Below are 24760 nucleotides of genomic sequence, written 5' to 3' on the forward strand. Positions count from 1 at the left end.
GTGTTCCTTTTTATTTTAAATAATCCAGAAATAACCAAAAATAAGATTACTTAAAAGTGCTTATTAATCTAACAAATTCTGCTCTGTAACCAGACCTATCTTCACCTCTACCTTTGTTAGCTAAAGCTATAACATCTTGTACATTGGTATTATTATAAAACTGAGACTCTCTTAACTGCATTCCAAATAACGCAACAGCACTAGCAAAATTCATATCTTCAGTAGCTTCTGTTGTTTCATTTTTTTGTACGTGTATCATTTCAATACTTTTATCTTCATCAGGTTTCTTATATCTAAATTTAACGGTAAACAACTCATCATTATATTGGTTTGTAACAGTTTCATTTTGTGTGTATTTTAAATCTATAATGTCTTTTGCGTACTCACTTTCAATGCCAACCGGAAGTACTTCATATAAAGCAGTAACTGTGTGTCCTGCACCAAGTTCTCCAGCATCAATGGTATCGTTAACAAAATCTTCATCTGCTAACAACCTGTTTTCATAACCAATTAAACGATAAGCTTGTACATGATTAGGATTAAATTCTACTTGTATTTTTACATCCTTAGCAATGGTAAACAAAGTCCCACCAAATTCGGTTTCAAAAATACGTCTTGCTTCTTGCATGGTATCGATATACGCATGATTTCCGTTACCTTTATCTGCTAAAATCTCTAACTTATCATCCTTGTAATTTCCATAACCAAAACCTAAAACTGATAAAAAGACACCTGATTCTCTTTTTTTAACAATCAATTTTTCCATAGCATCATTACTAGATGCACCAACATTAAAATCTCCATCAGTAGCTAAAATTACTCGGTTATTTCCTTTTTTATTAAAATTTTCTTGTGCCAATTTATAAGCCAACTCAATACCTTGACCACCTGCTGTAGATCCACCAGAATTTAACTGATCTAAAGCTTCAATAATTTTTGTTTTATGTTTCCCTGATGTTGGCTTTAAAACAACTCCAGCTGCTCCTGCATACACTACAATAGCGACATTGTCCTGTGGTCTTAATTGATTAACTAATAATTTAAAAGCCTCTTTTAAAAGTGGTAACTTGTTTTGATTACCCATTGATCCTGAAACATCTATTAAAAAAGTAAGATTGGCAGCTGGTAAGTTTTCATTATCATAAATTTTACCTTGTAAACCAATTTTAACCAACTTTGTATCCTTATGCCAAGGGGTTTTTACAACTTCTGTATTGATAGAAAATGGATGTTCATCCGTTGGTTGTGGGTAATTGTAGTCAAAATAATTAACCATTTCTTCAATTTTAACCGCATTTGCAGGAATTAATTGTCCATTGTTAATCATACGTCTTACATTGCTATAACCAGCCTTATCTACATCTATAGAAAAGGTTGACAAAGGTGTTGTAGCTGCTATTTTAAATTTATTTTCATGTATTTTAGTATAGCTTTCGTTTAAAAATTTATGTTGCAATTCTTTATTTGTCTGTACAAATTTTGAAATCTTGGCATTTTCTTTACTACCATCTACTGTCGTGACTATAATTACACCATTGGCACCTTGTGACCCATATAAAGCTGATCCTTCTGCGCCTTTAACAACATGAGTAGATATTATTTTTTTTGGTGCTAAATTAACTAATTTTTCAGCCGAAGATATTTTACCATCAATAACAATAAGTGCCTCATTTGTACCTGTTAAAGATCTATTACCTCTAAGTACAATTCTTGTGGTTTGATTAACACCATGATTTTTAGTTTTGATTTTTAAACCAGATACTTTACCTGCTAAACTATTGACTACATTTGGATTGGAAGCTTGTATAATTTCCTCTGATTTAATGGTCGTCACAGATTTTTTCACTTCGTCTGTTGAGCGTGAAATTCCTAAAACAGTAATTACGACTTCATCTAAACTACTGTTTTCTTGCAAAATAACATTGATCGTATTGGCATCAGTTACCACGACTTGTTCTGTCTTGTAACCTAAATAGCTAAATACTAAAACATCATTAACTTTAACAGAAATACTATAATTACCATCAAAATCGGATGTTGTCCCATTTGCTGTTCCCATTTGTAACACTGTAGCAGATGGTAATGGCAAACCATTTTGATCTGTAATAACACCAGATACCGTTTTTTGTTGTGCATGTAATTGTACTACCATAAATAGTGCAATTATTAAATTTAATCCTGTTTTCATGATAAGGTAGTTTTAAAGTTTAAAACAAACCTATAACCAAACTAAGGATTATAAAACCAGTATTGAGGGAAGCGCTATTTTGAATTAGGCAACGCTACTTTTTAAGTAATTTAAGTGTTTCATTTCTGTTAACTTTACCAGAACTTGTTTCAGCGAAAGCAGGAATAGCATACGTTTTTTTAGGCATTTCAATTGCTTTTAAGTCAGAAAACACATGAGCATCTAAAGACGTATTTTCTGCTTCAATTACTAATATTGCAACACTACCAAAAGTTTTATCATCTTCTGAAGTTATAAAAAAACGAGACTTTATTTTTGATTGCAATTTTGCTTCAATCTGTTCCGGAAACAATTTAACACCTCCAGAATTAATAACATGATCTGCACGTCCTAACCACTCAAAAGTGGTTTTAGAGTGTAATTTAACCACATCATTAGTTACAATTTGGTCCTTGGTTAAAAGTGGTGCGTCTATGACTAAACACGCTTTGTCATTTTGTGAAATTGTAATATTTGGTAAAATATTAAAGTATTGTGGTCCATTACTTTTTAATTGCTTAAGTGCAATATGCGTAATAGTTTCAGTCATACCATACGTCTCAAAAACACCTGTTTTTAAGTTTTCTAATTTTAATCTTAAGGGATTAGATAATGGAGCTCCACCAATAATTAGAGTTTTAATATTGCTGAGTCTGTGTACCGTTTTTTCTGCTTGCGCAGGAATCATAGCCACAAAATCATAATGCTTTTCAGGATCAAAAATAGGGTTTGTAGTGGGTTGCACGCTATCTATTTCTAAACCTAAAACCATAGCACGAACCAACATCATTTTACCTGCAATATAAGTTGCTGGTAGACACAACAAAGCAGAGTTACCAGGTTGCAACTTAAAAAAATCACCTGTTGTAATAGCAGAATTAACCATCGCTTGCTTTTGTAGTTTTATGGTTTTTGGCTGACCTGTAGAGCCTGATGTTTTTACTAAAATAAAATTGTTATTATCTAACCAATGGGATAAAAAGTCACCAATCTCTTGCTCAAATGGCAAGCCTTCTTTAATAAAACTATAGGCAACCTCTTTTAGTTCTTCAAAAGAATAATGATTACCATTTAATTTAAATTTACTGTGTACTTTATTAAAATTTGGTGTCATTTTTAATCTAAAACTTTATAATCTTCAGTGATTGGTGCTTCTATCGTTCCAAATAATTTTTCTTTCCAATTAGTCCATTTATACACCTTTGCAAAAATTACAAGTAAAATAGGGAATACAACAAACACAGGAATAAAAATATCACCATAGCCTTGTCCAGGTTCTGACACATCTTTTAAAACAGAATGTGTTTGTAATACGGTCCAATCTGCAGATACTAATAAAGCACCAAATAAATTATTAGCAGCATGAAACCCTAATGCAAGCTCCATACCATCGTCCATTAAAGTTAAAATACCTAAAAATAATCCTGTACCTATATAATATACCATTACACCATAACCTAGCTTACCTACTTCTGGATTAAAAACGTGCATTCCTCCAAAAATAACAGAAGTCATTATTAACGGAAACCATCTGTTTTTTGCCAACATTCCAAAACCTTGCATTAAATATCCTCTAAAAATATACTCTTCTAAACTGGTCTGAATTGGTATTAAAAGCACAGCCACTACTAGTAAAATTAAAAAACGATTTAACTCAAAATTCCATACATAACTCTCTGGACTAGCAAAATAATCTATTAAAATCATCGTAGAAGTAATCACACCCCAAAACAAAAAAGCAAATAGTACACGTTTCCAATCTATTTTTTTTCTGGCAGTCGTAACGGATTTCATTGTTTGATTATGTAAATATTTTACAACAATAATTAGTCCTAAAAATCCAAAAGCAAAGGATAATAACAATAAAAATAAATTTAAATTAGGCTCTAAAACACTCATTAATGCTTGCTCATCCATAGCATCAATAGAGCCTCCATTACTAACATATTTAATCATTGCAGCGATAGCAAATGGAAATTGTCCAATAACTGCAAAAATTGCAATAATTAAAGACCCTACTAAATAACGCCAAAACTCGTGCTTTACATTAAAGGCTTGTTTTATAAAATCCATAGTTTAAAAATTAAATTCCCAATTAGTATTTAAATTATATTGTAACGTTCCATTTTTCACCTTTAAAGGCGACGTAATATTATTAGTAAAAAGGCTACCTGTACCTAAACCTTGAGGTAAATCACTCCCTTTTGTAAAAGTATATTGTGCAATTGCATTTAATCCCACATTACTCTCCAAAGCACTAGTAATCCACCAACCAATATTTTGTTTTTTTGCTAAATTTATCCAAGTATCACTGCCTTTAAATCCGCCTATAAAACTTGGTTTTAAAATAATATATTGTGGATTAATACACTCTAACAGTTGTTTTTTATCATGATCGTTAAAAACACCAATCAGCTCTTCGTCCAAAGCAATTGCTAAAGGTGTTGTCTCACACAATTTAGCCATGTCTTCCGGTTGACCAGCTTTAATGGGTTGCTCAATGGAATGTAAATTAAAGTCTGATAAACGCTTAAGTTTCTCCAAAGCTTCAGTAGTACTAAAAGCGCCATTTGCATCAACACGTAGCTCTATATCGCTTTCGCTGAAATTTTGCCTGATTCCCTTTAAAATATCCAATTCAGTTTGAAAATCTATAGCTCCAATTTTTAATTTAATACAACTAAAACCTGAAGCTATTTTATCTTCAATTTGTTGTTTCATGAAGGCTTGATCACCCATCCAAATCAAACCATTAATATCTATAACAGCATTTCCGTTTGTAAAATCAGAAGGAAATAAGACAAAAGGATTAGTGCTCTCTAAACTCTTAAAGGCCATTTCTAATCCAATTTGGATACTAGGAAATTGATTATTTTTAGCATACAAATAATCTAAACCTTTTTCAATATCTAAACAAGTGGACTTAAGTTGTGCCTCATAATCAGGTCTATCATCTGCACTTAAACCTCTTAAAATACCACATTCTCCAACACCACGTTTTCCATCTTTATCGATAATTATAAACCAAGTTTCCTTTGTTTTTAATATACCTCTAGAGGTTCCGCTTGGTTGTTTAAATTCTAATATATGTTTGTAATACGATGCTTTCATAAGGATTTCAAAAATACTTAAATATTTTCGTAATTTCACCTAAAAAACTACGATTACATGACCTTTAAAAATAAAGTTGTTTGGATTACAGGTGCCTCTAGCGGAATTGGAAAAGGGTTAGTTTTAGCCTTATCAAAATTAGATTGTCAAATAATAATTTCTTCAAGAAAAGAAACCGATTTGAACCTAATCAAACAATTATGTCTTAAACCTGAAAACATTGCTATCTTACCCATTGATTTGGCTAATTATGACAACATGAAACCTATTGTAGCTAAAGCCATAAGTCTATTTGGATCTGTTGACCTACTAATAAATAATGGTGGAATTAGCCAAAGATCGCTAATAATAGACACAGACATTAGTGTAGACAAAAAATTAATGGAGATTGACTATTTAGGAACCATTGCTTTAAGCAAAGCCTTATTACCACACTTTATTAAAAACCAATCTGGTCACTATGCAGTAGTAACTAGTTTGATGGGTAAATTTAGTTCGCCTTATCGTTCTGGGTATTGCGGAGCAAAGCATGCTTTGCATGGTTTTTTTGATGCAATGCGCATGGAACATGAAAAAGATAATGTAAAGGTGACTTTAATTTGTCCTGGTTTTGTCAATACCAATATTGCTAAAAACGCTTTAATTGGCGATGGATCTTTACAAAACAGTCAAGATAAGGCTACTGAAAATGGATTATCCATTACTGAGTTTAGCACACGCATGCTTAAAGCTATTAAGCAAGAAAAGTTTGAAGCTTATATTGGGAAAAAAGAGATACTTGGAGTTTACTTAAAACGCTTTTTTCCAAGACTATTACATCGTTTTGTGATAAAAAGTCAGGTTAGATAATTATAATAATTGACCTATACCTAATAGTAAACTAAGTAATACCGTTGTTAAGGCTAATTTTTTAAGCTCTGGATCAAAATCCTTTGGATTAGTAACCAACTTCACTGTTTTAAGATGCAATATTAATGGTATATAGGCTATAAAATAGATGAGATTAAATGGTGATTTGTAATACAATACACCAAATAATGCAGATAGAACAATAGCAGTAATAATTAAAACATAGTGATATTTTTTAGCCTTAACAGCTCCTAATTTAACTGCTAATGTAATTTTGTTAGCAGTAACGTCAGACACGATGTCTCTCATGTTATTAAGATTTAATACAGCTGTACTTAGCAAACCTATTGCTATTGCTGGCAAAATAACGATATAGTCAATTTGTTTAGCAAACAATACATAGCAACCTAAAACACTAACTAAACCAAAAAACACAAATACAAAAACATCTCCTTTACCTTTGTATCCATAAGCGTTATTCCCTACAGTATACTTAATCGCTGCATAAATAGATAAAGATGCCAATATAAAAAACACAAAAGCTAATAGAAGATGTTGCGCCTTAAACGAAAAAAATATAAGCCCAATAGTTAAAGCTATACTTATTAAAACATTAATTTTAATAGCATTAAACATTTGCTGTTTAGTAATTGCTCCAGATTGTAAAGCTCTTACAGGACCTATTCTTTGATCATTATCTGTACCTTTTACACCATCACCATAATCATTAGCCAAGTTTGATAAAATCTGATAACTTAATGTTGTAAGTATAGCAAATACAAAAATTATATAATCAAATACACCATTATATTTTGCTAAACAAGCTGCTACAATAATACCTGATATGGATAAAGGCAAAGTACGTAAACGCATTGCCGACAACCACTTTTTTAAGTTTTTCATATATTATGGAATCCATTGTTTTGGAAAGTTTGGCTTACGTTTTTCTAAAAACGCATCTCTACCTTCCTTAGCTTCGTCTGTCATGTAAGCTAATCGTGTTGCTTCTCCTGCAAACACTTGTTGACCTACCATCCCATCGTCTGTTAAATTCATTGCAAATTTTAACATTTTGATTGAGGTTGGCGATTTTTCTAAAATTTCCTGAGCCCATTGATAAGCTGTGCTTTCTAGCTCATCATGCGGAATAACAGCATTTACCATTCCCATATCATAAGCCTCCTGAGCAGAGTAATTTCTTCCTAAAAAGAAAATTTCTCTTGCTTTTTTCTGTCCTACCATTTTAGCCAAATAGGCAGATCCGTAACCACCATCAAAACTTGTAACATCGGCATCTGTTTGTTTAAAAATAGCGTGTTCTTTGCTTGCTAAAGTTAAATCGCAAACCACATGTAAACTATGTCCACCACCAACAGCCCAACCTGGCACAACTGCAATAACAGCTTTAGGCATAAACCTAATTAGACGTTGTACTTCCAATATATTTAGTCTATGATAACCATCCTCTCCAACGTAACCTTGATGACCTCTTGCTTTTTGATCTCCTCCAGAGCAAAAACTATAAATACCATCTTTAGACGATGGACCTTCTGCAGATAATAGCACTACACCTATTGATGTGTCTTCTCCTGCGTCATAAAAAGCGTCATATAATTCTTTTGTCGTTTTTGGTCTAAAAGCGTTTCTTACGTCTGGTCTGTTAAATGCAATTCTGGCAACTCCATTGCATTTGCTATAAGTTATATCCTCATATTCTTTAGCCTTTATCCATTTAATTTGCTCCATAAGATGTCGTTAAGTTTTAAGAGCATAAAAATACGCAAATAAAAATTTTTATCAGAATTAAAATTGATTTTAAGAAACCGAATAATTATGATTATCTATGATGATTAATGAGGATGAAAAAACCCTATAAAAGAAGTAAATCTCTGAATAAAAGTATTTAAGTGAATTAAAAATTATTCAAAGAAATGTTTTTTAACTGATTTATTTACTTCTTGTCTATTTGAAAAATAAAACACTATATTTGGTTTCAGATTTTATGACCACTTATTATCTTTGATTAAGAATTAATAATCCCTCTATAATGAATATAATAAATTCTGAAATTTATAATCAAATAAAAGAAGTACATAAGTTTCCTATGGGTGATTTATTTTTCTTCAAAAACATGATTATTACACAAGTTAATGAAGGCGAACATGTAAGTTTTAATAGCACCAAATTACCTTTTAAATGTATTTATGATTATTATGAAGCATTAAAAAAACCATTTGGTATAATTTCAAATAGATTAAATAAGTACTCCTTAGAGGTTTTAGATTTACCTAAGTACAGTAAAAATTTACCTAATTTAAAATTTTATGGCGTAGTTGGAAATACTAATTTTAATAACGTAAATATTAGCTTAGAAAAACAATTTAGCAAAATACCTGTATTAGATTTTGATAACATTTCAGAAGCTTATAATACAATTAATGATTATATATTAAATTCAACCAATGATAGCGTGACATTTGATACACCCTAAGGCATTTTAATTAGATGCTTAAATAGCTACCTTTTAGAGCCCTAACCTCTTTTAGGTGGCTTTTTTTTTGTCGTTTGACCTATTTATACAATTTTTTGTCGAAAAAACTGATTAAAAATACCCAACAAATTGTATGTCAACTAGTTGTTATATAGTTTAGCCTAAACCTACTATACTTATGACAATCATCGATTCAACTTTAGCAGATTCTATTCTTGATGTTCACATCACAGATCAAGGTAATTTTTATTTTCTTGATGGTTTGGTTATATCAGAAATAAATGAAGGCATTACTTACTCCTGGGAAGAAGCTAAAAAAGTGATTCAGGCTGTACATAAATTTTATGGACCAAATATAAATGTTTGCTATATCTCAAACCGCGTAAATAACTACTCAGTCAAACCATCTGATTGGCTAAAGTTTTATAAAAATAATAACGTGTTAAATGGTTACGCTGTAGTCACAAAAAGCGAACAAAGTTGGTTTAATGCTCTAATGGAAAAGGTATTCTCTACAGTAGAAATCAAACGTTTTGAAGACTTATATGAAGCCATAGAATGGGCTAAAATTAAAAACAATTTGGTAAATAATACTAATCTTGCTTCTTAAGATAAATACCATCGTCTTTTAAATCAACCAGTTTTTGTTTATACAAAGTCCCAATAGCCTTTTTAAAGGTTTTCTTGCTCATTTGTAACACCGTTTTAATTTTTTCAGGATTAGATTTATCTGTCAATGCCAAAAACCCATTGTTATCAGTAAGTTCTTGCATAATCTTATCAGCATTTGGTTCAATATTTCTGTAACCAATTTCTCCTAAGCTTATATCCAATTTGTTACCAGGTCGTATTTTTTTAACAATCCCTTTTAATTTATCACCAACACTAATATCCTGAAAGATATTGTCTTTATAAATTAATCCAGTATGTCTGTTGTTTACAATAACATTCATACCTAGATCACTTGGATGCGACACAATAATATCAACTTGATCAAATTGATCTACTGTTAACTCCTTATTATCTAAAAAACGATTGGTTTTACTAGACGCTACCAAACGCTCTGTAACCTCATCTAGATAACAACGTACCAAGTACCAACCTCCTTTTTTCATAGGGAAAGCTTGTTCTTTAAAAGGACAGAATAATTCTTTAACCAATCCAAAATCCAAAAAGGCTCCAAATTTGGTAACTTCATTACATCGTAACATAGCAAACTCACCATCTAAAATATATGGTTCTGTAGTTGTTGCGATGATACGCTCTTCATTATCTAAATATACAAACACCTCTAATTTATCACCAATTTCAAAATGTTCTGGAACATATCTATTTGGTAATAAAACCTCATTATTATCTGCATCGCCTAAAAATAATCCAGGTTCTGTATCTCTTAAAATCTCAAGTGTATTGAATTGTCCTATTTGTATCATTTTGCAAATGTAAGCATATAAAAAAAACGTTACAGAACTGTAACGCTTTTTTTATGTATTATTTTATAATTTTATTTATAAACAGATTCTTTTTTGAAATGTTTAGCTAATAAATAATAAACCACTGCTCTGTATTTATTTTTATTAGACCTTCCGTAAGTTTCCATTACAGAATCTATAGCTTTATCTAAATCATCGCTATCTGCTAAGCCTAATTTTTTAATTAAAAAATTGTTTTTTACAGTCGCTAATTCTGATGCATCAGAACCAGAAACAGTTGCAGAATCTTTGTTATATATTGATGGACCACAACCTATAGTTACTTTAGTTAAAAAATCCATATCTGCAGTTACACCACACTTATCTTTTAGGTCTGTTGCATACTTTGCGATTAATTCATCACGTTTACTCATAATTTTAAATTTAGATTAATATTTTTAGCTTCTTAAAGGTACAATTTTTTTATATCTCTTTTTAAGCGAAAAAAAATAATATTACAATTACGATAAACGTCCAATTTTTTCGTTGAAATTATTTAACAAACTTAAAATAATCTAATAGTATACTATCATTGTCTCTTGCTGGCGTCATAACCTCTAATAACTTAGGTTGCTCGGTTTTATCGTAAAAATGGTCTAGAGCATTTTCTAATTGGTGTTGATTGGTTACTTTAGTATATTCTAAACCATACATTTGACACAATTGCTTTGCCGACAGATTATGTTTCGTTTCGAAAAAATAATCAAAGTTATCTGTGTTTTTATGTCCTGGCAGAATTCTAAAAATCCCTCCTCCTTCGTTATTAATAATTATAATTCTAAAGTTTTTAGGTATGTAGTTATTCCACAGTGCATTACTATCGTAAAAAAAGCTTAAATCTCCAGTAATAAATACGGTTGGATTATCTCTTGTTATTGCTGCTCCAATTGCAGTACTTGTACTTCCATCAATTCCGCTAGTTCCTCGATTACAAAAAACGTCCAACGTTGGATTAATATCAAAAAGCTGTGTATATCTAATAGCAGAACTATTACCAACTTGTAATTGCGTTTGATTTGGTATACTTTTTAGTAACACGTCAAATGCTTTAAAGTCGGAAAATGGAATCAACCCCATGTATTGCACATGCTTTTCGCGTCTAATATCCATTTGGTTTTTCCAAAATGGATTATAATCACTTTTTAAAGCTTTAGTTAATGGTATAAAAGATTGAAAAAATGAGTTTATTGATTGCTTAAACACCTTGTTTAGCACAAAAAAGGTGTCATTTGCCCCATTTTCGGACACATGCCAATGTTGTGTGGGTTTATGGGTACGTAAAAATTTCTTTATTTTTTTAGATACTATTAAACCTCCAAAGGTTAATAGTATTTCTGGTTGTAAGCCTTGCAACTCCTGTTCCGTTAACGCACCAATTAATTTATCAATGCTCGGACAAATATTATTGTGATGTAAGTTAGAGGTACTTTCGGTTAATATCAATACACTTTCATCTTCTGCTAAAACGTCAATAAAGTGTTGCTCCACACTGTTTGGAGCCAAAACACCTACTAATACTAACTTCTTTTTGGAGTTATTCCAAATTTCAGCGAAAGCGTTATAATCTTCACTAACTATATTAGGTTCTGGTACCGGCACTACTTCTGGAGTTACCGTAAGCGCATCCACCATTTGGTATAAAGGCTCATCAAACGGAATATTAACATGTACAGGGCCTTGTGTTGTTATTGCAATATTAAAGGCTTTATTAATTTCGGTTTCGTTGTATTGTTGGATCCCTTGTTGTAGCCCTAAAAAGCGTTCGACTTTATTCTCAATACTCTTCATTATTGGCAAGTCTTCCGCGAAAGCGTTTTCTTTTTCAGGATTTAAATCTTGCTTTAAATTAGCCGAATATTGAATGTGGTTTTTAAAAACGTTTTCTTGATTTATAGTCTGTCCATCACCTATTCCGACCAAGTACTTAGGTCTGTCAGCACTTAAAACCACTAACGGAACATGGCTATAATACGCTTCGGACACCGCTGGATAATAATTTAACAACGCACTACCAGAAGTACAAACAACTGCTACGGGATGCTTTATTTGTTGTGCGATACCTAATGCGAAAAAAGCTGCGCAACGCTCGTCCACAATACTATAACATTTAAAAAAAGGATCGTGAGTAAATCCAATGGTTAATGGCGCATTTCTGCTTCCTGGAGACAGTACAACGTGTTGGATATTCTTGGCTTTACAAAGCTGAATTACCGTTTGCGCTAAAGGTATTTTTGGGTGTTTCATGTGTTATACAAAAATACGAAACCCAAATCCTAAATAAAACCATTATAAGAGGTTTTTAACAGTCTTAGATTTTGCAACGGTTTCTTCCCATTCGTTTTCAGGTACAGAATCTTTTGTAATTCCGCCACCTACATATATTAATGCTTGGTTGTTCTTAATTTGAAGACATCTTAAATTAACAAACAAATGCGATATTGTTTTAACAGATCCGTAAGCGTTATTCTCTACGTTTCTGCGATTGGTATTTCTTGTTTTGGCTTGTTTAATATTTATTTCGCCTAAAAAACCGGTATAATATTCACGATTATAGCCTTCGTTTTTTAATATAAACTGTTTAGCGTTTTCTTTAGGTAAACCGCAAACTGCAGGCGTTGGATGTAATTTAGCAATAACAGACTGAAATCCATTTTCAGGCTTTAATAGTCCAGAAATCTTAGTTTGCAAATGCAATAAATTCCCCGCTTTGATAGTTTCTGTGTTGCCCAAATTAATACTACTGACTGACGACTCTAAACTACTTACTATAAAATCCGTAACTAATTGCTGCTCCTCTTGTTCCTTGGATTGCCACTGGACATCAACTGTATTTTTGTATTGTTGCGTACCTGCAAGAGACATGGTTAAAAAGCGGTTACCTTCTACTTTTAATAAGGTTTCAGGCGTTGCGCCTAACCACAGCCCTACTTTTGGATGATACCAAAAATACACCATTGCTGTTTTATAAGTCGCTAATAATTTTTTAAATAGTAAAAGTGTATTGTCTACAGGAAAAGCTTCGGTTTCAACTCGAGATATCACTACTTTTTTAAAACTACCATCTTCAATTTCGGCAATAGCTTTCTCTACTATTTTTATATGTTTCGCTTTCGCTGAAAGATTTATAGCGCTACTTAATTGGTTTTTAGAATCAACCGTAGTACTATCATGCAAACATGAAATTGTTTGACTTTTATTTAAAGGAAATAGTACCGTATTATCTTCGTTTTTAAAAGGTGAAAACACAAAACCACTATCCTCAAAATTAGTTGTAAAATGAAGCTGATTGCTATCCTGAAGCATTGCTTTTACCGCTACTTGATTGGGCTTTTTATAAGCTACAAAAGGAAGTTGCTTGTCAAATTGTTGAGCAAGCTGATCAAAAAAAATGGAAGAGGTCATAACTTACTTCTTTTTAGGTAAAGAAATGGTTGACAATTTGCATAACGAAATTAGGTTGTCATCTTCATCCGTTACTCTAATATCTAACAATTGCGTTGTACGTCCTTTATGTAAAAAAGTAGCCTTAGCATAGACATAGCCAGCGCTAATACTTTTTAAATGATTAGCTGTAATCTCTAACCCTCTAATCATTAAATTTTCTGAATCTAAAAAGATATGCGACGCAAAACTACCAACACTTTCTGCCAATGCTGCTGTTGCGCCTCCATGCAACACTCCATCTGGTTGATGCACACGTGGTGTCACTGGCATTCTGGATACTAAAAAATCCTCGCCATAATCCACAACTTCTATTTCTAAGGTTTCCATTAAAGTGTTTTTGCTTGCCTTATTTGCTATAGCTAACACTTGTGCTTTAGAATACTTCATGTATCTTTAATTTTAATGTAAAAATACAAAACCTAGCGCTAAAATGACAGCTCCAACTCTTGAAAACAATCGTGTAAAACTAATTCCTTTAGACTTAAGTAATTATAAACAATTAACTACTATTGCTAAAGAGACTGATTTAATTTATTATTCGCCTAATACCATTTCTACTCCAGAGACTCTAAAAAATTATGTACAAACTGCAATTGAAGGTTTTTATAATAATACTACACTACCTTTTATTGTTTATGACAAGCAAAAACAAGCTTTTGCAGGTAGCACTCGTTTTGGTTTAATTAACCATAAAAACAAAGTCTTACATATTGGTTGGACTTGGATAGGACATGATTTTCAAGGAACAGGTCTAAATAGCCATATGAAATTTTTAATGCTACAATATGCTTTTGAAACGTTACTTTTTGAAAAAGTAGAATTTAGAATTGATGAGCGTAATATTAAATCTAGAAAAGCAGTCACAAAATTAGGAGCAACACTAGAAGGCATATTACGCCAAGACACAGTAATGACTGATGGTTTTAGACGAAGTACTTGTTGTTATGGTATTTTAAAAAACGAATGGCTTACTATTAAAACCAATATGTTTAAAGAATTTAATATTTAGTATAACACTCAAAACATGCCTGAAGTTGTTCTGGAAGATTTAAATCTTCAGAGCCTTTTAGACGCTGTGTTACCAAACCTTTTTTATCTATGGTTGTTTTAAATAATTTAGCATAGGACACTAAATTATCTCGTCTTGTTTTTATTTTACTAATGATTTCTTCTCCATCAATATCTAAAATTTGAGAAGGCCAAACTTTTAAAGCTTTTAGTAAAGCCTCATCATTAAGAAGTAATTGCAATTGTTTCGCTTCTTGTATAAATAAATTTTCTTCCGTGTTTAATAAAAAATATTGATCAAATGGATAGACTAATCCTGGCATAAAATCTATTTCGTAATCAAATGGTCTTAACTGTTCAACAACATTTTCATTGGATAAAATAGAAGGTATAATACCTTCTAAATTTATAAAAGCATTATCCCTATCTCCTGCAATTGGAATAGCTGTGTAAGTTTGATCTGTTTGCTGTATAGCCCAACCCCATTGTTTTGTATGCCTATCCCAATCACCAACTAATAGATCAAACAGTCTAGCTCTAATAAGTGCAGATTTATCAATAAATATATTATTAGTATTACTTAATTTTAATTCTTGAAGGTTTTTAGTGTCAACGATTTCAGAAACATTACTTAAGTTTGTCCAATTGGTCTTACTTTCTGTTTCGTACTCTAATAAAAATAGTCTATTCCCATACTTGTTATTATAGTCTCCCAATAGCGGTTGCTTTGGAAGAAATACCACTTTAGGTTTGGTATTAATTATAGCGGATTTATTAGCTAGCTCAGCAGCCAATATAGCACTATAAGGATGTTGCGCAGAAATACCATCTACGATAATATTTTCTAATCCTAATGTTTTTACAAATTCGGGAATAAGTGGTTTTGGATCTTTATTAATACCTCTAAGTGTTAACTCAACACCTTCTTTAGTTTCTAGTTTTAAAGAATGGGTTTGCTTACCACCACCTTCCTTAGTAATTGTAACACCTCCAAATAAAGTGTCTAAAAATAATACAGGTGCTTTAATTGGTGTTGCCCAAGCAGCACGATATTGCTCTCCTTGAAAAAGTATTTTAATCTCATCTGCTTTATATAAAGCGCTTGCTGCTACTAATACAGAATCTAAATCATGAAAATTTATGGCATTAACATTATCAATATTAACTAACTGAGACGTTTTAAATGTTTGATCTGTTGAGGAAGTAGACCAATACACCATACCTATAAATAGTACAAGTATCACAATTAAAAAGTAAATTACTTTTTTTAACAATAGAAATGAAGTTTTGGTTAATATGCTAGCTTTAAAGTTATAACAACTCTTTAAATTTTAAAAACTTGAATTATAAAAATTAAGTTAAAATATAGTCGCTGGATAATTAATGCCTAACTCTTTTTAAAAATTCTTTTTCCGTTTCCCATATTTCTGGAGAATAATCTGAAGCTGTATAATATTCAAATTCTATAATTTCGCCATTATTTAAAGTGTCTTTACCTATTAAGTAAAAGTTTTCTCCGACATGCATACTTTTATAGGATTTAGCTGCATAAAAATATATAGTATCACCAATTTGATATTTTTTAACAGACTTAACATCCTCTAAATCATAGTTAGAGTCTTCGTTTTGATTAAGAGTATAATGTTTAAAACGAATATTATTTTTATTCCATCGTATTGTACTTGAACTTCTAACTTGAATTGGTGTATTTAAAAGTTTTGAAAATCTAAAATCATCAGACAAGTCTTGTCTCGATTCATATATAACTGATATAAATATGACTACACCTAATACAATAGTAGTTGCTAAGGCAACCTGCAAAACCTTTCTAATAGATTTAGGTTGAATTATCATTAACTTAATTTAGGCTATTAAATTAGCTACAATAGCTTTAACAGGTAAAATAGCTTTAGTATGTTCAATACTTGGTCCTGCAACCCAAACGGTTTTGTACGTTGCTTTTTTAGCTGCATTTTGAGTAGCTTTCATACCTATTGAAAAACGAATCATTTTCACCCATTTTTTCAATTTTTTATTTTTGTTTAATACGCGTTCTAGCCAAGTTTGTTTAGTACCAATTTTTTGTACGTAAGGTGTATTAATTACGGTACATGGAGTACCAGAGATACGCTCTGTCATGATAATATCCTTTTCGCCATAATCCACACATGCTTGCTTATACTCATCTGTAACACCAGCTTCAACAGATGCAATAAATGGACTTCCTACAGATACGCCTTCTGCTCCATAACTTAACATTTTATCAATATCTGCTTTACATCCTACTCCTCCAGCTGAAATAACTGGTATATTTAAAGCTTTACTTAGTTGATTAGTTAATTCTTGTGGCGATAAATTACCTCTGTGTCCTCCTGCTTCATTATTAACTGCAATTGCAGCATCAGCACCTAATTGTTCTACTTTTTTAGCAAAACGTAGGTCTGTCACATCACAAAATACTTTAATACCTGCTTTATGAGCTTGATTAATGGTTTCTTCTGGACTCCCTAAAGACGTTATAATAAAATCGCAACCTTCTTCACATAATACTCTAAGTTGCTCTTTATACTTAATATTAGATTTATTAACTATTAGGTTAAACCCAAAAGAGCCTCCTTCTACTTTATTAGCTTTTAACTCTTGTATTGCTTCCCTTAATTGATCTAAAGTACGGTAATTAAGTGCAGGAATACAACCAGCAATACCAGCTTTCATACCTTCCGTAACCATTGCTACATTAGACACCAAAAACATTGGCGCTTGGATAATTGGGTATTTTATATTTAAAAGCTGAGTTAATTTAGTTTGCATAATTATAATGTTATTTAAACAAATATAACAATAAATTTATTATGCATGCATAGTTTATTAAAATGAATTATTGTCCTCTATATAGTATTTAACCCTAAAATTAAAACCAATAATAGTACGGTTATAAACAAAAAAACGCAACCAAATTAATGGTTGCGTTTTTAATATTATGAAATTCTAAACTAGTTTAGATATCTATAATTATTTTACTTCTTCAAAATCTACATCTTCAACATCACTACCTTCAGTTGAATCCGCTCCTGCTTCTGGTCCTGGTTGTCCACCTTGAGCATCTGCTTGTGCTTTGTACATTTCTTCACTAGCTACTTTCCAAGCTTCGTTAATTTTTTCTAACGCTGGCTCGATAACTGCTACATCTTTGCTTTCGTAAGCTGTTTTTAACTCCGCTAAAGCTGCTTCGATTGGTGCTTTTTTATCATCAGATAATTTATCACCAAATTCTTTTAATTGATTTTCTGTTTGGAAAATCATAGAATCTGCTTCGTTTAATTTCTTAGCATTATCTGCTGCTTTTGCATCTGCTTCAGCATTTGCTTCAGCGTCAGCTTTCATTTTCTTAATTTCTTCTTCAGTTAAACCAGAAGACGCTTCAATACGAATATCTTGTGTCTTGTTAGTTGCTTTATCTGTAGCAGAAACTTTAATGATTCCGTTAGCATCAATATCAAAAGCTACCTCAATTTGTGGTACACCTCTTTGTGCTGGTGGAAGACCATCTAAATGGAAACGTCCAATAGTTTTATTATCTGCTGCCATAGCACGTTCACCTTGTAATACGTGAATCTCTACTGATGGTTGGTTATCTGCTGCTGTAGAGAAAACCTGAGATTTTTTAGTTGGGATTGTTGTATTTGCTTCAATTAACTTAGTAAATACGTTACCCATAGTCTCAATACCTAATGATAAAGGAGTTACGTCTAAAAGTAATACATCCTTAACATCTCCAGTTAAAACTCCTCCTTGGATACCTGCTCCTAAAGATACAACCTCATCTGGGTTAACACCTTTACTTGGTGCTTTTCCAAAAAATGCTTCTACTGCTTTTTGTACTGCTGGAATACGTGTAGATCCACCTACTAAAATAACTTCGTCGATATCAGATTTTGATAAACCTGCAGCTTTTAAAGCCGATTGACAAGGCTCAATAGTACGTTTTACTAAATCGTCAATTAATTGCTCAAATTTACTACGTGTTAAAGTACGTACTAAGTGTTTTGGTCCACTTGCAGTAGCTGTAATGTATGGTAAATTGATTTCTGTTTGCTCAGAAGATGATAATTCAATCTTCGCTTTTTCTGCAGCTTCCTTAACACGTTGTAAAGACATTGGATCTTTACGTAAGTCCATTCCTTCTTCATTATTAAACTCGTCTGCTAACCAATCAATAATTTTTTGATCAACGTCATCACCACCTAAGTGTGTATCTCCATCTGTAGATAATACTTCAAATACACCATCTCCTAATTCTAGGATAGATACATCATGTGTTCCTCCACCAAAATCAAATACTACTATTTTTTGGTCAGTCCCTTTTTTGTCCATTCCGTAAGCTAAAGCTGCTGCTGTAGGCTCGTTAATGATACGACGTACTTTTAATCCTGCAATTTCACCAGCTTCTTTAGTTGCTTGTCTTTGCGAGTCATTAAAGTAAGCTGGTACAGTAATTACTGCTTCAGTTACATCTTGACCTAAATAATCTTCAGCAGTTTTCTTCATTTTTTGAAGAATCATTGCAGATAATTCTTGAGGCGTGTATAAACGACCATCAATATCAACACGTGGTGTGTCATTATCTCCTTTAACTACTTTGTATGGTACACGTTCTGCTTCGTTTTTAGATTCAGAATATTTGTTACCCATAAAACGTTTAATAGAATAAACTGTTTTTGTTGGGTTAGTTACTGCTTGTCTTTTTGCTGGATCACCAACTTTAATTTCGCCTCCTTCAACAAAAGCGATAACTGAAGGTGTCGTACGTTTACCTTCTGCGTTTGGGATGACAACAGCTTCATTACCTTCCATTACAGAAACGCAAGAGTTTGTTGTTCCTAAATCGATTCCAATAATCTTACTCATAATTTTATATAATTTTAAATTTTGTATTGTAATTGTTACGATGACAATAAGTCAATGATTATGCCATAACAAGTTGACTGACATGATGGCAGAAATCTATCAAAATTGAAATGGTTTTAATTATTATATCTGCAACAAAAAACTATATTTGTCGCTCAATACTAAAACGATTTAGTGATATGGAGTGTATTTCGGTTTTTGACATGCTTAAGATTGGTGTAGGACCTTCTAGTTCTCACACTTTAGGACCATGGAGAGCTGCAGAACGATGGATTTATGAACTAAAAGAAGCTAACCTTTTTGACAGTATCCAAAAGGTAACCATCGACCTATACGGTTCTTTATCATTAACTGGTAAAGGTCATGCTACAGATTTAGCAGTCATGTTAGGATTAAGTGGTGCAGATCCAGAACGTATACCAACGGATACTATTGACATAATTATTGCATCCATTAATAATACCTCAAAGTTAGTTTTAAATAACGAGCGTATTATTCCGTTTACTGCCAAATCAGACATTATTTTTAACAGAGCATTTTTACCGTTTCATGCAAATGGAATTAAGTTTACCGCTTTCGCGGAAACCGAAATTCATACATCTACCTTCTACTCTATTGGTGGTGGTTTTGTTATAAAAGAAGAACGTACGGTCGATGCCGAAAATAAAGAATTAAAAAAAGAGTTTCCATATCCAATAGACAAAGCAACCGAGTTGCTAGCGTTTTGTACAAACGAAAATAAAAGTATTTCTGAAATAGTTTTAGAAAACGAACGCTCTCTTAGATCCGATGAAGAGATTGACTTCGAGTTACATCGCATTTGGGACACCATGCTTGAATGTATGTTTATTGGTTGTCATACCGAAGGTAACTTACCTGGAGGATTAAACGTACGACGTCGTGCTTTTGACACACACAAGCGTTTAAACATTGAAATGCCATACACTACACCTCAAGAATGGTTAGAAAGCATTAGAAACAGTGAAGTTAAATTTAGACAAATATTAAAATGGGTAAGCTGTTTTGCTTTGGCTGTAAATGAAGTAAATGCCTCTCTTGGTCGTGTGGTTACTGCACCTACCAATGGAAGTGCTGGTGTTATACCAGCTGTCCTTATGTATTATATGGTTATAGAAAACCATGATGCAGATTTTGAAGACATTAAAAAATTCTTGTTAGTAGCTAGCGAGATTGGTAGCATCTTTAAAAAAGGAGCCACTATTAGTGCTGCAATGGGTGGATGTCAAGCCGAAATTGGTGTGTCTTCCGCTATGGCTGCAGCAGCCTTATGCGAATTGCTTGGAGGTAGCCCAGAACAAGTCATGATTGCAGCAGAGATTGCTATGGAACATCATCTTGGATTAACCTGCGACCCTATTGGAGGATTAGTACAAATCCCTTGTATAGAGCGCAATAGTATGGGAGCAATTAAAGCTATTAATGCAGCCGAATTAGCTTTAGACACCGATCCTAAAAACGTAAAAGTACCTTTGGATAAAGTAGTCGATACCATGTGGGAAACTGCAAAAGACATGAACACTAAATATAAAGAAACTAGCGAAGGTGGATTGGCTGTACGTGTTAATATGGCGGATTGTTAACCGTTTATTCTTGGCATTTTGATCTAGTATCTACTAAATAAAAGATTTTCCACTCTTGATTAACTTTTAGCAATTGAAACGAGTTTACGCCACAATGACTAAGCTTGTCATTGTACCAAAACTGATAAGGCGTCCATACATTTGCCATATTGCCATCAATTTGCACACTATAGCTTAATAATTTTTCAGAAAACGTTTGGTCTTCTGGAATAGCAACAATCTGTTTTATAAAATCAGAAAAATTAGAGGTCGTTAATTCCAAATTGCCATTAGTGTTTTCATTTATTGATTGCATAACAACAGCTTTATACACAACGCTTTTAATTACCACAGAATCCTGATTATGAAACCCTTCAAAAAAAGTAGTAATAGTTTTAATTGCTTTTTCTTGTTCATCAATTTGAGAAAAACTAAAACTACTACACATTACAAAAAGTACAAGACTAAATAATTTCATAAAAAAATATTATAATTATTAGCTAAATATAAGTCTTTCAAAATAAATTAAAATTCAGAATAAGCCTTTAATTTAGTACATTTACATTCTATAATAAAATTACAAAACATGTCTGTAGCAAAAAAAGAATATAAACGCGTTACCGTTAAATCATTAGTAGAAATGAAAAAAAATGGAGAAAAAATCTCCATGCTGACTGCCTACGATTATACTATGGCTAAAATAGTAGATGGTGCAGGTACAGACGTTATTTTAGTTGGTGATTCTGCTAGTAATGTAATGGCTGGACATGAAACAACATTGCCTATTACTTTAGATCAAATGATATATCACGCATCCTCTGTAGTACGTGCTATTGACAGATCTTTAGTTGTAGTAGATTTACCGTTTGGTAGTTACCAAAGTGATCCAAAAGAAGCTTTAAGAAGTGCTATTAGAATCATGAAAGAGTCTGGTGGACACGCAGTAAAATTGGAAGGTGGTAAAGAAATTAAAGACTCTATTAAACGCATCCTTAATGCTGGAATACCTGTCATGGGACATTTAGGTTTAACTCCTCAATCTATATACAAATTTGGAACTTACACTGTAAGAGCTAAAGAAGAACAAGAAGCAGACCAACTAAAGGAAGACGCACTTATGTTAGAGCGCATTGGATGTTTTGCTATTGTACTAGAAAAAATTCCTGCAAAATTAGCACAAGAGGTTGCACAAAGCGTATCAATACCAGTGATAGGTATTGGAGCCGGAAATGGTGTTGATGGTCAAGTACTAGTCTTACATGATATGATAGGTATGACGCATGAGTTTAACCCTCGTTTTTTACGTCGTTACATGAATTTATATGAAGAAATGAGTCAAGCAATTGCTCAATATGGCGAAGACGTTAAAAGTGGAGACTTCCCTAACGATAACGAGCAGTATTAATAACTTTTAGCTATTAAGACTAATTTGCAATACTATTATATATCCTAATGTCAAAAGTTTTATCTAATAAAGACAACCTTCAAGTTATTTATGAGGACAACCATATTATTGTCGTTAATAAACGTGCTGGAGACCTTGTGCAAGGTGACAAAACAGGAGACACACCTTTAAGTGACGTTATTAAAAATTACATTGCCTTAAAATACAATAAACCAGGCAATGTGTATTTAGGGACTGTCCATAGATTAGATAGACCAACAACAGGCTTAGTCATATTTTCTAAAACTAGTAAAGCCTTGCCAAGATTAAATAAGTTGTTTGTGTCCAAAGACATCTCTAAAACCTATTGGGCTTTAGTTAAAAATAGGCCAGAAAAAGATGCTGATACTTTGATCCATTGGTTAAAGAAAAATCCAAAAAACAACAAGTCTACAGCTTATATAAAAGAAGTACCAGATAGCAAAAAGGCAATCCTACATTACAAGATAATCAAAAAGCTAGACAACTATTTTTTACTTGAAGTTAATCTAGAAACAGGACGTCATCATCAAATACGCTCGCAACTGTCTAGTATAGGTTCTCCAATTAAAGGCGATTTAAAATACGGATTTGATCGCAGTAACAAAGACGCAAGCATAAGCTTACACGCAAGAAACATACAATTTACTCATCCAGTCTCTAAAGACGATTTAAACATTACAGCACCTTTACCTAAAGATCCTATTTGGGACGCTTGTTTGTAATATTTGGGCGTTACCACAAGGGTCGTGTCATCCATTATATCTTTTTTTGCCATTTATGGTAGCAAAAAAAGGATGTCATTACTACCACTAACGCATGAGCAGCAAATCAATAAAATAGTTTATCTTTAATTTTAAAACACCACTATGATTCCTGAATTATTAAACAATCAAAAAGCGTATTTTAAAACAGGTAAAACTTTAAGTGTTCCCTACAGAAAAACACTTTTAAAATCGTTGTTAAATCAATTAAAAACCAGAGAGCAAGAGATTATAGATGCGTTATATAACGATTTTAAAAAACCTGAATTTGAAAGTGTTTTAACCGAAACAGCGATTGTAATTCAGGATTTAAAACACACTATAAAAAAGTTAAATAAATGGGCAAAACCAAAGCGCGTCTTGCCAGCGTTATTAAACTTTCCGTCCACTGATTATTTGTATGCAGAACCTTACGGAAGTGTTTTAATAATAGCACCTTGGAATTATCCCTATCAATTAGCATTGGCTCCACTAGTTGGTGCAATTGCAGCAGGAAATACAGCCATTTTAAAACCTAGTGAGTTAACACCACACACCTCTGTATTAATTAACGATATTATCAATACTGTTTTTAACCCTGAACATGTTGCTGTTGTGCAAGGTGGTGTAGATACCTCTACCAAATTACTAGAGCAACATTGGGATTATATATTCTTTACAGGCAGTGTCGCAGTTGGTAAAATAGTAGCTAAGGCTGCTGCACCAAATTTAACTCCTGTTACATTAGAGTTGGGTGGAAAAAACCCTTGTATAATTGATAATTCAGCAAATATAAAGCTAGCAGCAAAACGTATTGTTTGGGGTAAATTTGTAAATGCAGGTCAAACGTGTATTGCACCAGATTATGTTTTAATACATGATAGTAAAAAAGAAGCTTTTTATAAAGCTATGCAGCATGAAATACAATTAGCATACTCCTCTACTCCAAAACAATCTAAAGATTTTGCGCGAATTATAAATGCCAAAAACTTTGAGCGTTTAGCAAAAATGTTAGTTAATCAAAAGTGCATTATTGGCGGACAAACTGATGCTTCTGATTTGTACATTGCGCCAACTATTATTGATGAGCCACAGCTTGATAGCGAAGTGATGAAAGATGAGATTTTTGGTCCGATTCTTCCTGTGATTTCTTATCAAAAAGATTCGGAATTAGACACTATTATCATGTCATACAATAAACCTTTAAGCTTATACGTATTTGGCTCAAATTCCGCGAAAGCGAAACAATTAATACAAAAATTCTCGTTTGGAGGAGGATGCATTAATGATACCATTGTACATTTTGCTAATCATAGATTACCGTTTGGAGGTGTAGGTAATAGTGGACTTGGTGCTTATCATGGACAGTACACCTTTGACACGTTTAGTCATAAAAAGGGTGTTGTTAAAAAAGCTAATTGGTTGGATATACCTGTACGTTATGCACCTTATAAGAATAAGTTAAACTTTGTTAGAAAGGCTTTAAAATGGCTATAAAAGCAGT

24 protein-coding genes are annotated in these 24760 nt (G+C 32.4%); 8 read left to right on the forward strand and 16 right to left on the reverse strand.

Features of this window, described 5'->3' with window-relative positions:
- Positions 1-46: 46 nt before the first annotated feature.
- From JM82_RS06185 to JM82_RS06200, 4 genes are all read right to left on the reverse strand, one after another.
- Positions 47-2188, reverse strand: a complete 2142-nt coding sequence (locus JM82_RS06185) for a VWA domain-containing protein (RefSeq protein WP_145001848.1) — start codon at positions 2186-2188, stop codon at positions 47-49.
- 94 nt (positions 2189-2282) lie between these two features.
- A complete protein-coding gene (locus tag JM82_RS06190) occupies positions 2283-3341 on the reverse strand; it encodes an AMP-binding protein (protein WP_145001849.1) in 1059 nt (352 codons plus the stop codon).
- 2 nt (positions 3342-3343) lie between these two features.
- Entirely contained in the window at positions 3344-4300 is a 957-nt protein-coding gene (locus tag JM82_RS06195; RefSeq protein ID WP_145001850.1) for a CPBP family intramembrane glutamic endopeptidase, read from the reverse strand.
- 3 nt (positions 4301-4303) lie between these two features.
- Positions 4304-5338 (reverse strand): o-succinylbenzoate synthase, encoded by a 1035-nt coding sequence (locus JM82_RS06200; RefSeq protein WP_145001851.1) that lies wholly within the window; start codon positions 5336-5338, stop codon positions 4304-4306.
- A gap of 57 nt (positions 5339-5395) precedes the next feature.
- On the opposite strand from JM82_RS06200, the gene JM82_RS06205 reads away from it, so the two are divergent.
- A complete protein-coding gene (locus JM82_RS06205; protein ID WP_145001852.1) occupies positions 5396-6187 on the forward strand; it encodes an SDR family oxidoreductase in 792 nt (263 codons plus the stop codon).
- Here JM82_RS06205 and menA read toward each other — a convergent pair whose 3' ends face one another.
- Entirely contained in the window at positions 6188-7090 is a 903-nt protein-coding gene (gene menA / locus JM82_RS06210; RefSeq protein WP_145001853.1) for a 1,4-dihydroxy-2-naphthoate octaprenyltransferase, read from the reverse strand.
- Between the two features lie 3 nt (positions 7091-7093).
- On the reverse strand, positions 7094-7933 hold the full coding sequence (locus JM82_RS06215) for a 1,4-dihydroxy-2-naphthoyl-CoA synthase (protein ID WP_145001854.1): 840 nt from the start codon (positions 7931-7933) through the stop codon (positions 7094-7096).
- 301 nt (positions 7934-8234) lie between these two features.
- On the opposite strand from JM82_RS06215, the gene JM82_RS06220 reads away from it, so the two are divergent.
- Together JM82_RS06220 and JM82_RS06225 are read left to right on the forward strand one after the other, a co-directional pair.
- Positions 8235-8678 (forward strand): hypothetical protein, encoded by a 444-nt coding sequence (locus JM82_RS06220; RefSeq protein WP_145001855.1) that lies wholly within the window; start codon positions 8235-8237, stop codon positions 8676-8678.
- A gap of 178 nt (positions 8679-8856) precedes the next feature.
- The gene (locus tag JM82_RS06225) at positions 8857-9288 is read left to right on the forward strand and encodes a hypothetical protein (protein ID WP_145001856.1); all 432 of its coding nucleotides are present in this window, start codon (positions 8857-8859) and stop codon (positions 9286-9288) included.
- Here JM82_RS06225 and JM82_RS06230 read toward each other — a convergent pair.
- The 5 genes from JM82_RS06230 to JM82_RS06250 all read right to left on the reverse strand — a co-directional run bounded on the left by JM82_RS06230 (position 9272) and on the right by JM82_RS06250 (position 13981).
- Positions 9272-10111, reverse strand: a complete 840-nt coding sequence (locus tag JM82_RS06230; protein ID WP_145001857.1) for a S1 RNA-binding domain-containing protein — start codon at positions 10109-10111, stop codon at positions 9272-9274. The genes JM82_RS06225 and JM82_RS06230 overlap by 17 nt on opposite strands.
- 71 nt (positions 10112-10182) lie before the next feature.
- On the reverse strand, positions 10183-10524 hold the full coding sequence (locus tag JM82_RS06235; RefSeq protein ID WP_145001858.1) for a DUF2853 family protein: 342 nt from the start codon (positions 10522-10524) through the stop codon (positions 10183-10185).
- Positions 10525-10642: 118 nt separating this feature from the next.
- Positions 10643-12394: a 2-succinyl-5-enolpyruvyl-6-hydroxy-3-cyclohexene-1-carboxylic-acid synthase gene (gene menD, locus JM82_RS06240; RefSeq protein ID WP_145001859.1), complete on the reverse strand. Its 1752-nt coding sequence runs from the start codon at positions 12392-12394 to the stop codon at positions 10643-10645.
- A gap of 42 nt (positions 12395-12436) precedes the next feature.
- On the reverse strand, positions 12437-13552 hold the full coding sequence (locus JM82_RS06245; RefSeq protein WP_145001860.1) for a chorismate-binding protein: 1116 nt from the start codon (positions 13550-13552) through the stop codon (positions 12437-12439).
- Between the two features lie 3 nt (positions 13553-13555).
- Positions 13556-13981 carry a PaaI family thioesterase gene (locus JM82_RS06250; protein WP_145001861.1) on the reverse strand — a complete coding sequence of 142 codons (426 nt, stop codon included), beginning with the start codon at positions 13979-13981 and terminating at the stop codon, positions 13556-13558.
- Positions 13982-14024: 43 nt separating this feature from the next.
- Between JM82_RS06250 and JM82_RS06255 the strand changes: the two genes are divergently transcribed.
- On the forward strand, positions 14025-14603 hold the full coding sequence (locus tag JM82_RS06255) for a GNAT family N-acetyltransferase (protein ID WP_145001862.1): 579 nt from the start codon (positions 14025-14027) through the stop codon (positions 14601-14603).
- Here JM82_RS06255 and JM82_RS06260 read toward each other — a convergent pair.
- From JM82_RS06260 to dnaK, 4 genes are all read right to left on the reverse strand, one after another.
- Positions 14593-15876 (reverse strand): hypothetical protein, encoded by a 1284-nt coding sequence (locus JM82_RS06260; RefSeq protein ID WP_261375331.1) that lies wholly within the window; start codon positions 15874-15876, stop codon positions 14593-14595. The two genes, JM82_RS06255 and JM82_RS06260, sit on opposite strands and share 11 nt — an antisense overlap.
- Positions 15877-15982: 106 nt before the next feature.
- Positions 15983-16456: a hypothetical protein gene (locus tag JM82_RS06265; protein ID WP_145001863.1), complete on the reverse strand. Its 474-nt coding sequence runs from the start codon at positions 16454-16456 to the stop codon at positions 15983-15985.
- Positions 16457-16465: 9 nt separating this feature from the next.
- Complete coding sequence (locus tag JM82_RS06270) at positions 16466-17413, reverse strand: NAD(P)H-dependent flavin oxidoreductase (protein WP_145001864.1); 948 nt, start codon at positions 17411-17413, stop codon at positions 16466-16468.
- A 201-nt stretch (positions 17414-17614) separates the two neighbouring features.
- On the reverse strand, positions 17615-19510 hold the full coding sequence (dnaK, locus tag JM82_RS06275) for a molecular chaperone DnaK (protein WP_145001865.1): 1896 nt from the start codon (positions 19508-19510) through the stop codon (positions 17615-17617).
- 179 nt (positions 19511-19689) lie between these two features.
- Between dnaK and JM82_RS06280 the strand changes: the two genes are divergently transcribed.
- Complete coding sequence (locus tag JM82_RS06280; protein WP_145001866.1) at positions 19690-21111, forward strand: L-serine ammonia-lyase; 1422 nt, start codon at positions 19690-19692, stop codon at positions 21109-21111.
- A 4-nt stretch (positions 21112-21115) separates the two neighbouring features.
- Here the strand turns inward: JM82_RS06280 and JM82_RS06285 are convergent, their stop codons facing one another.
- Entirely contained in the window at positions 21116-21568 is a 453-nt protein-coding gene (locus JM82_RS06285; protein WP_145001867.1) for a nuclear transport factor 2 family protein, read from the reverse strand.
- A 108-nt stretch (positions 21569-21676) separates the two neighbouring features.
- Between JM82_RS06285 and panB the strand changes: the two genes are divergently transcribed.
- The 3 genes from panB to JM82_RS06300 all read left to right on the forward strand — a co-directional run bounded on the left by panB (position 21677) and on the right by JM82_RS06300 (position 24753).
- The gene (gene panB, locus JM82_RS06290) at positions 21677-22495 is read left to right on the forward strand and encodes a 3-methyl-2-oxobutanoate hydroxymethyltransferase (protein WP_145001868.1); all 819 of its coding nucleotides are present in this window, start codon (positions 21677-21679) and stop codon (positions 22493-22495) included.
- 47 nt (positions 22496-22542) lie between these two features.
- Complete coding sequence (locus tag JM82_RS06295; protein WP_145001869.1) at positions 22543-23238, forward strand: RluA family pseudouridine synthase; 696 nt, start codon at positions 22543-22545, stop codon at positions 23236-23238.
- A gap of 144 nt (positions 23239-23382) precedes the next feature.
- The gene (locus tag JM82_RS06300) at positions 23383-24753 is read left to right on the forward strand and encodes an aldehyde dehydrogenase (RefSeq protein WP_145001870.1); all 1371 of its coding nucleotides are present in this window, start codon (positions 23383-23385) and stop codon (positions 24751-24753) included.
- Positions 24754-24760 lie beyond the last annotated feature (7 nt).

The sequence above is a fragment of the Olleya sp. Hel_I_94 genome, from assembly GCF_007827365.1.
Classification (GTDB): domain Bacteria; phylum Bacteroidota; class Bacteroidia; order Flavobacteriales; family Flavobacteriaceae; genus Olleya.

Bases quoted from the DNA above. Each gene is read 5' to 3' on its own strand.
- menD (WP_145001859.1), bottom strand. From the start codon at position 12,394: ATGAAACACCCAAAAATACCTTTAGCGCAAACGGTAATTCAGCTTTGT.
- JM82_RS06230 (WP_145001857.1), bottom strand. From the start codon at position 10,111: ATGATACAAATAGGACAATTCAATACACTTGAGATTTTAAGAGATACA.
- JM82_RS06280 (WP_145001866.1), top strand. From the start codon at position 19,690: ATGGAGTGTATTTCGGTTTTTGACATGCTTAAGATTGGTGTAGGACCT.
- JM82_RS06215 (WP_145001854.1), bottom strand. From the start codon at position 7,933: ATGGAGCAAATTAAATGGATAAAGGCTAAAGAATATGAGGATATAACT.
- JM82_RS06220 (WP_145001855.1), top strand. From the start codon at position 8,235: ATGAATATAATAAATTCTGAAATTTATAATCAAATAAAAGAAGTACAT.
- JM82_RS06285 (WP_145001867.1), bottom strand. From the start codon at position 21,568: ATGAAATTATTTAGTCTTGTACTTTTTGTAATGTGTAGTAGTTTTAGT.
- JM82_RS06255 (WP_145001862.1), top strand. From the start codon at position 14,025: ATGACAGCTCCAACTCTTGAAAACAATCGTGTAAAACTAATTCCTTTA.
- JM82_RS06270 (WP_145001864.1), bottom strand. From the start codon at position 17,413: ATGCAAACTAAATTAACTCAGCTTTTAAATATAAAATACCCAATTATC.
- JM82_RS06300 (WP_145001870.1), top strand. From the start codon at position 23,383: ATGATTCCTGAATTATTAAACAATCAAAAAGCGTATTTTAAAACAGGT.
- dnaK (WP_145001865.1), bottom strand. From the start codon at position 19,510: ATGAGTAAGATTATTGGAATCGATTTAGGAACAACAAACTCTTGCGTT.
- JM82_RS06200 (WP_145001851.1), bottom strand. From the start codon at position 5,338: ATGAAAGCATCGTATTACAAACATATATTAGAATTTAAACAACCAAGC.
- panB (WP_145001868.1), top strand. From the start codon at position 21,677: ATGTCTGTAGCAAAAAAAGAATATAAACGCGTTACCGTTAAATCATTA.
- JM82_RS06225 (WP_145001856.1), top strand. From the start codon at position 8,857: ATGACAATCATCGATTCAACTTTAGCAGATTCTATTCTTGATGTTCAC.
- JM82_RS06205 (WP_145001852.1), top strand. From the start codon at position 5,396: ATGACCTTTAAAAATAAAGTTGTTTGGATTACAGGTGCCTCTAGCGGA.
- JM82_RS06265 (WP_145001863.1), bottom strand. From the start codon at position 16,456: ATGATAATTCAACCTAAATCTATTAGAAAGGTTTTGCAGGTTGCCTTA.
- JM82_RS06295 (WP_145001869.1), top strand. From the start codon at position 22,543: ATGTCAAAAGTTTTATCTAATAAAGACAACCTTCAAGTTATTTATGAG.
- JM82_RS06185 (WP_145001848.1), bottom strand. From the start codon at position 2,188: ATGAAAACAGGATTAAATTTAATAATTGCACTATTTATGGTAGTACAA.
- JM82_RS06195 (WP_145001850.1), bottom strand. From the start codon at position 4,300: ATGGATTTTATAAAACAAGCCTTTAATGTAAAGCACGAGTTTTGGCGT.
- JM82_RS06250 (WP_145001861.1), bottom strand. From the start codon at position 13,981: ATGAAGTATTCTAAAGCACAAGTGTTAGCTATAGCAAATAAGGCAAGC.
- JM82_RS06245 (WP_145001860.1), bottom strand. From the start codon at position 13,552: ATGACCTCTTCCATTTTTTTTGATCAGCTTGCTCAACAATTTGACAAG.
- menA (WP_145001853.1), bottom strand. From the start codon at position 7,090: ATGAAAAACTTAAAAAAGTGGTTGTCGGCAATGCGTTTACGTACTTTG.
- JM82_RS06190 (WP_145001849.1), bottom strand. From the start codon at position 3,341: ATGACACCAAATTTTAATAAAGTACACAGTAAATTTAAATTAAATGGT.
- JM82_RS06235 (WP_145001858.1), bottom strand. From the start codon at position 10,524: ATGAGTAAACGTGATGAATTAATCGCAAAGTATGCAACAGACCTAAAA.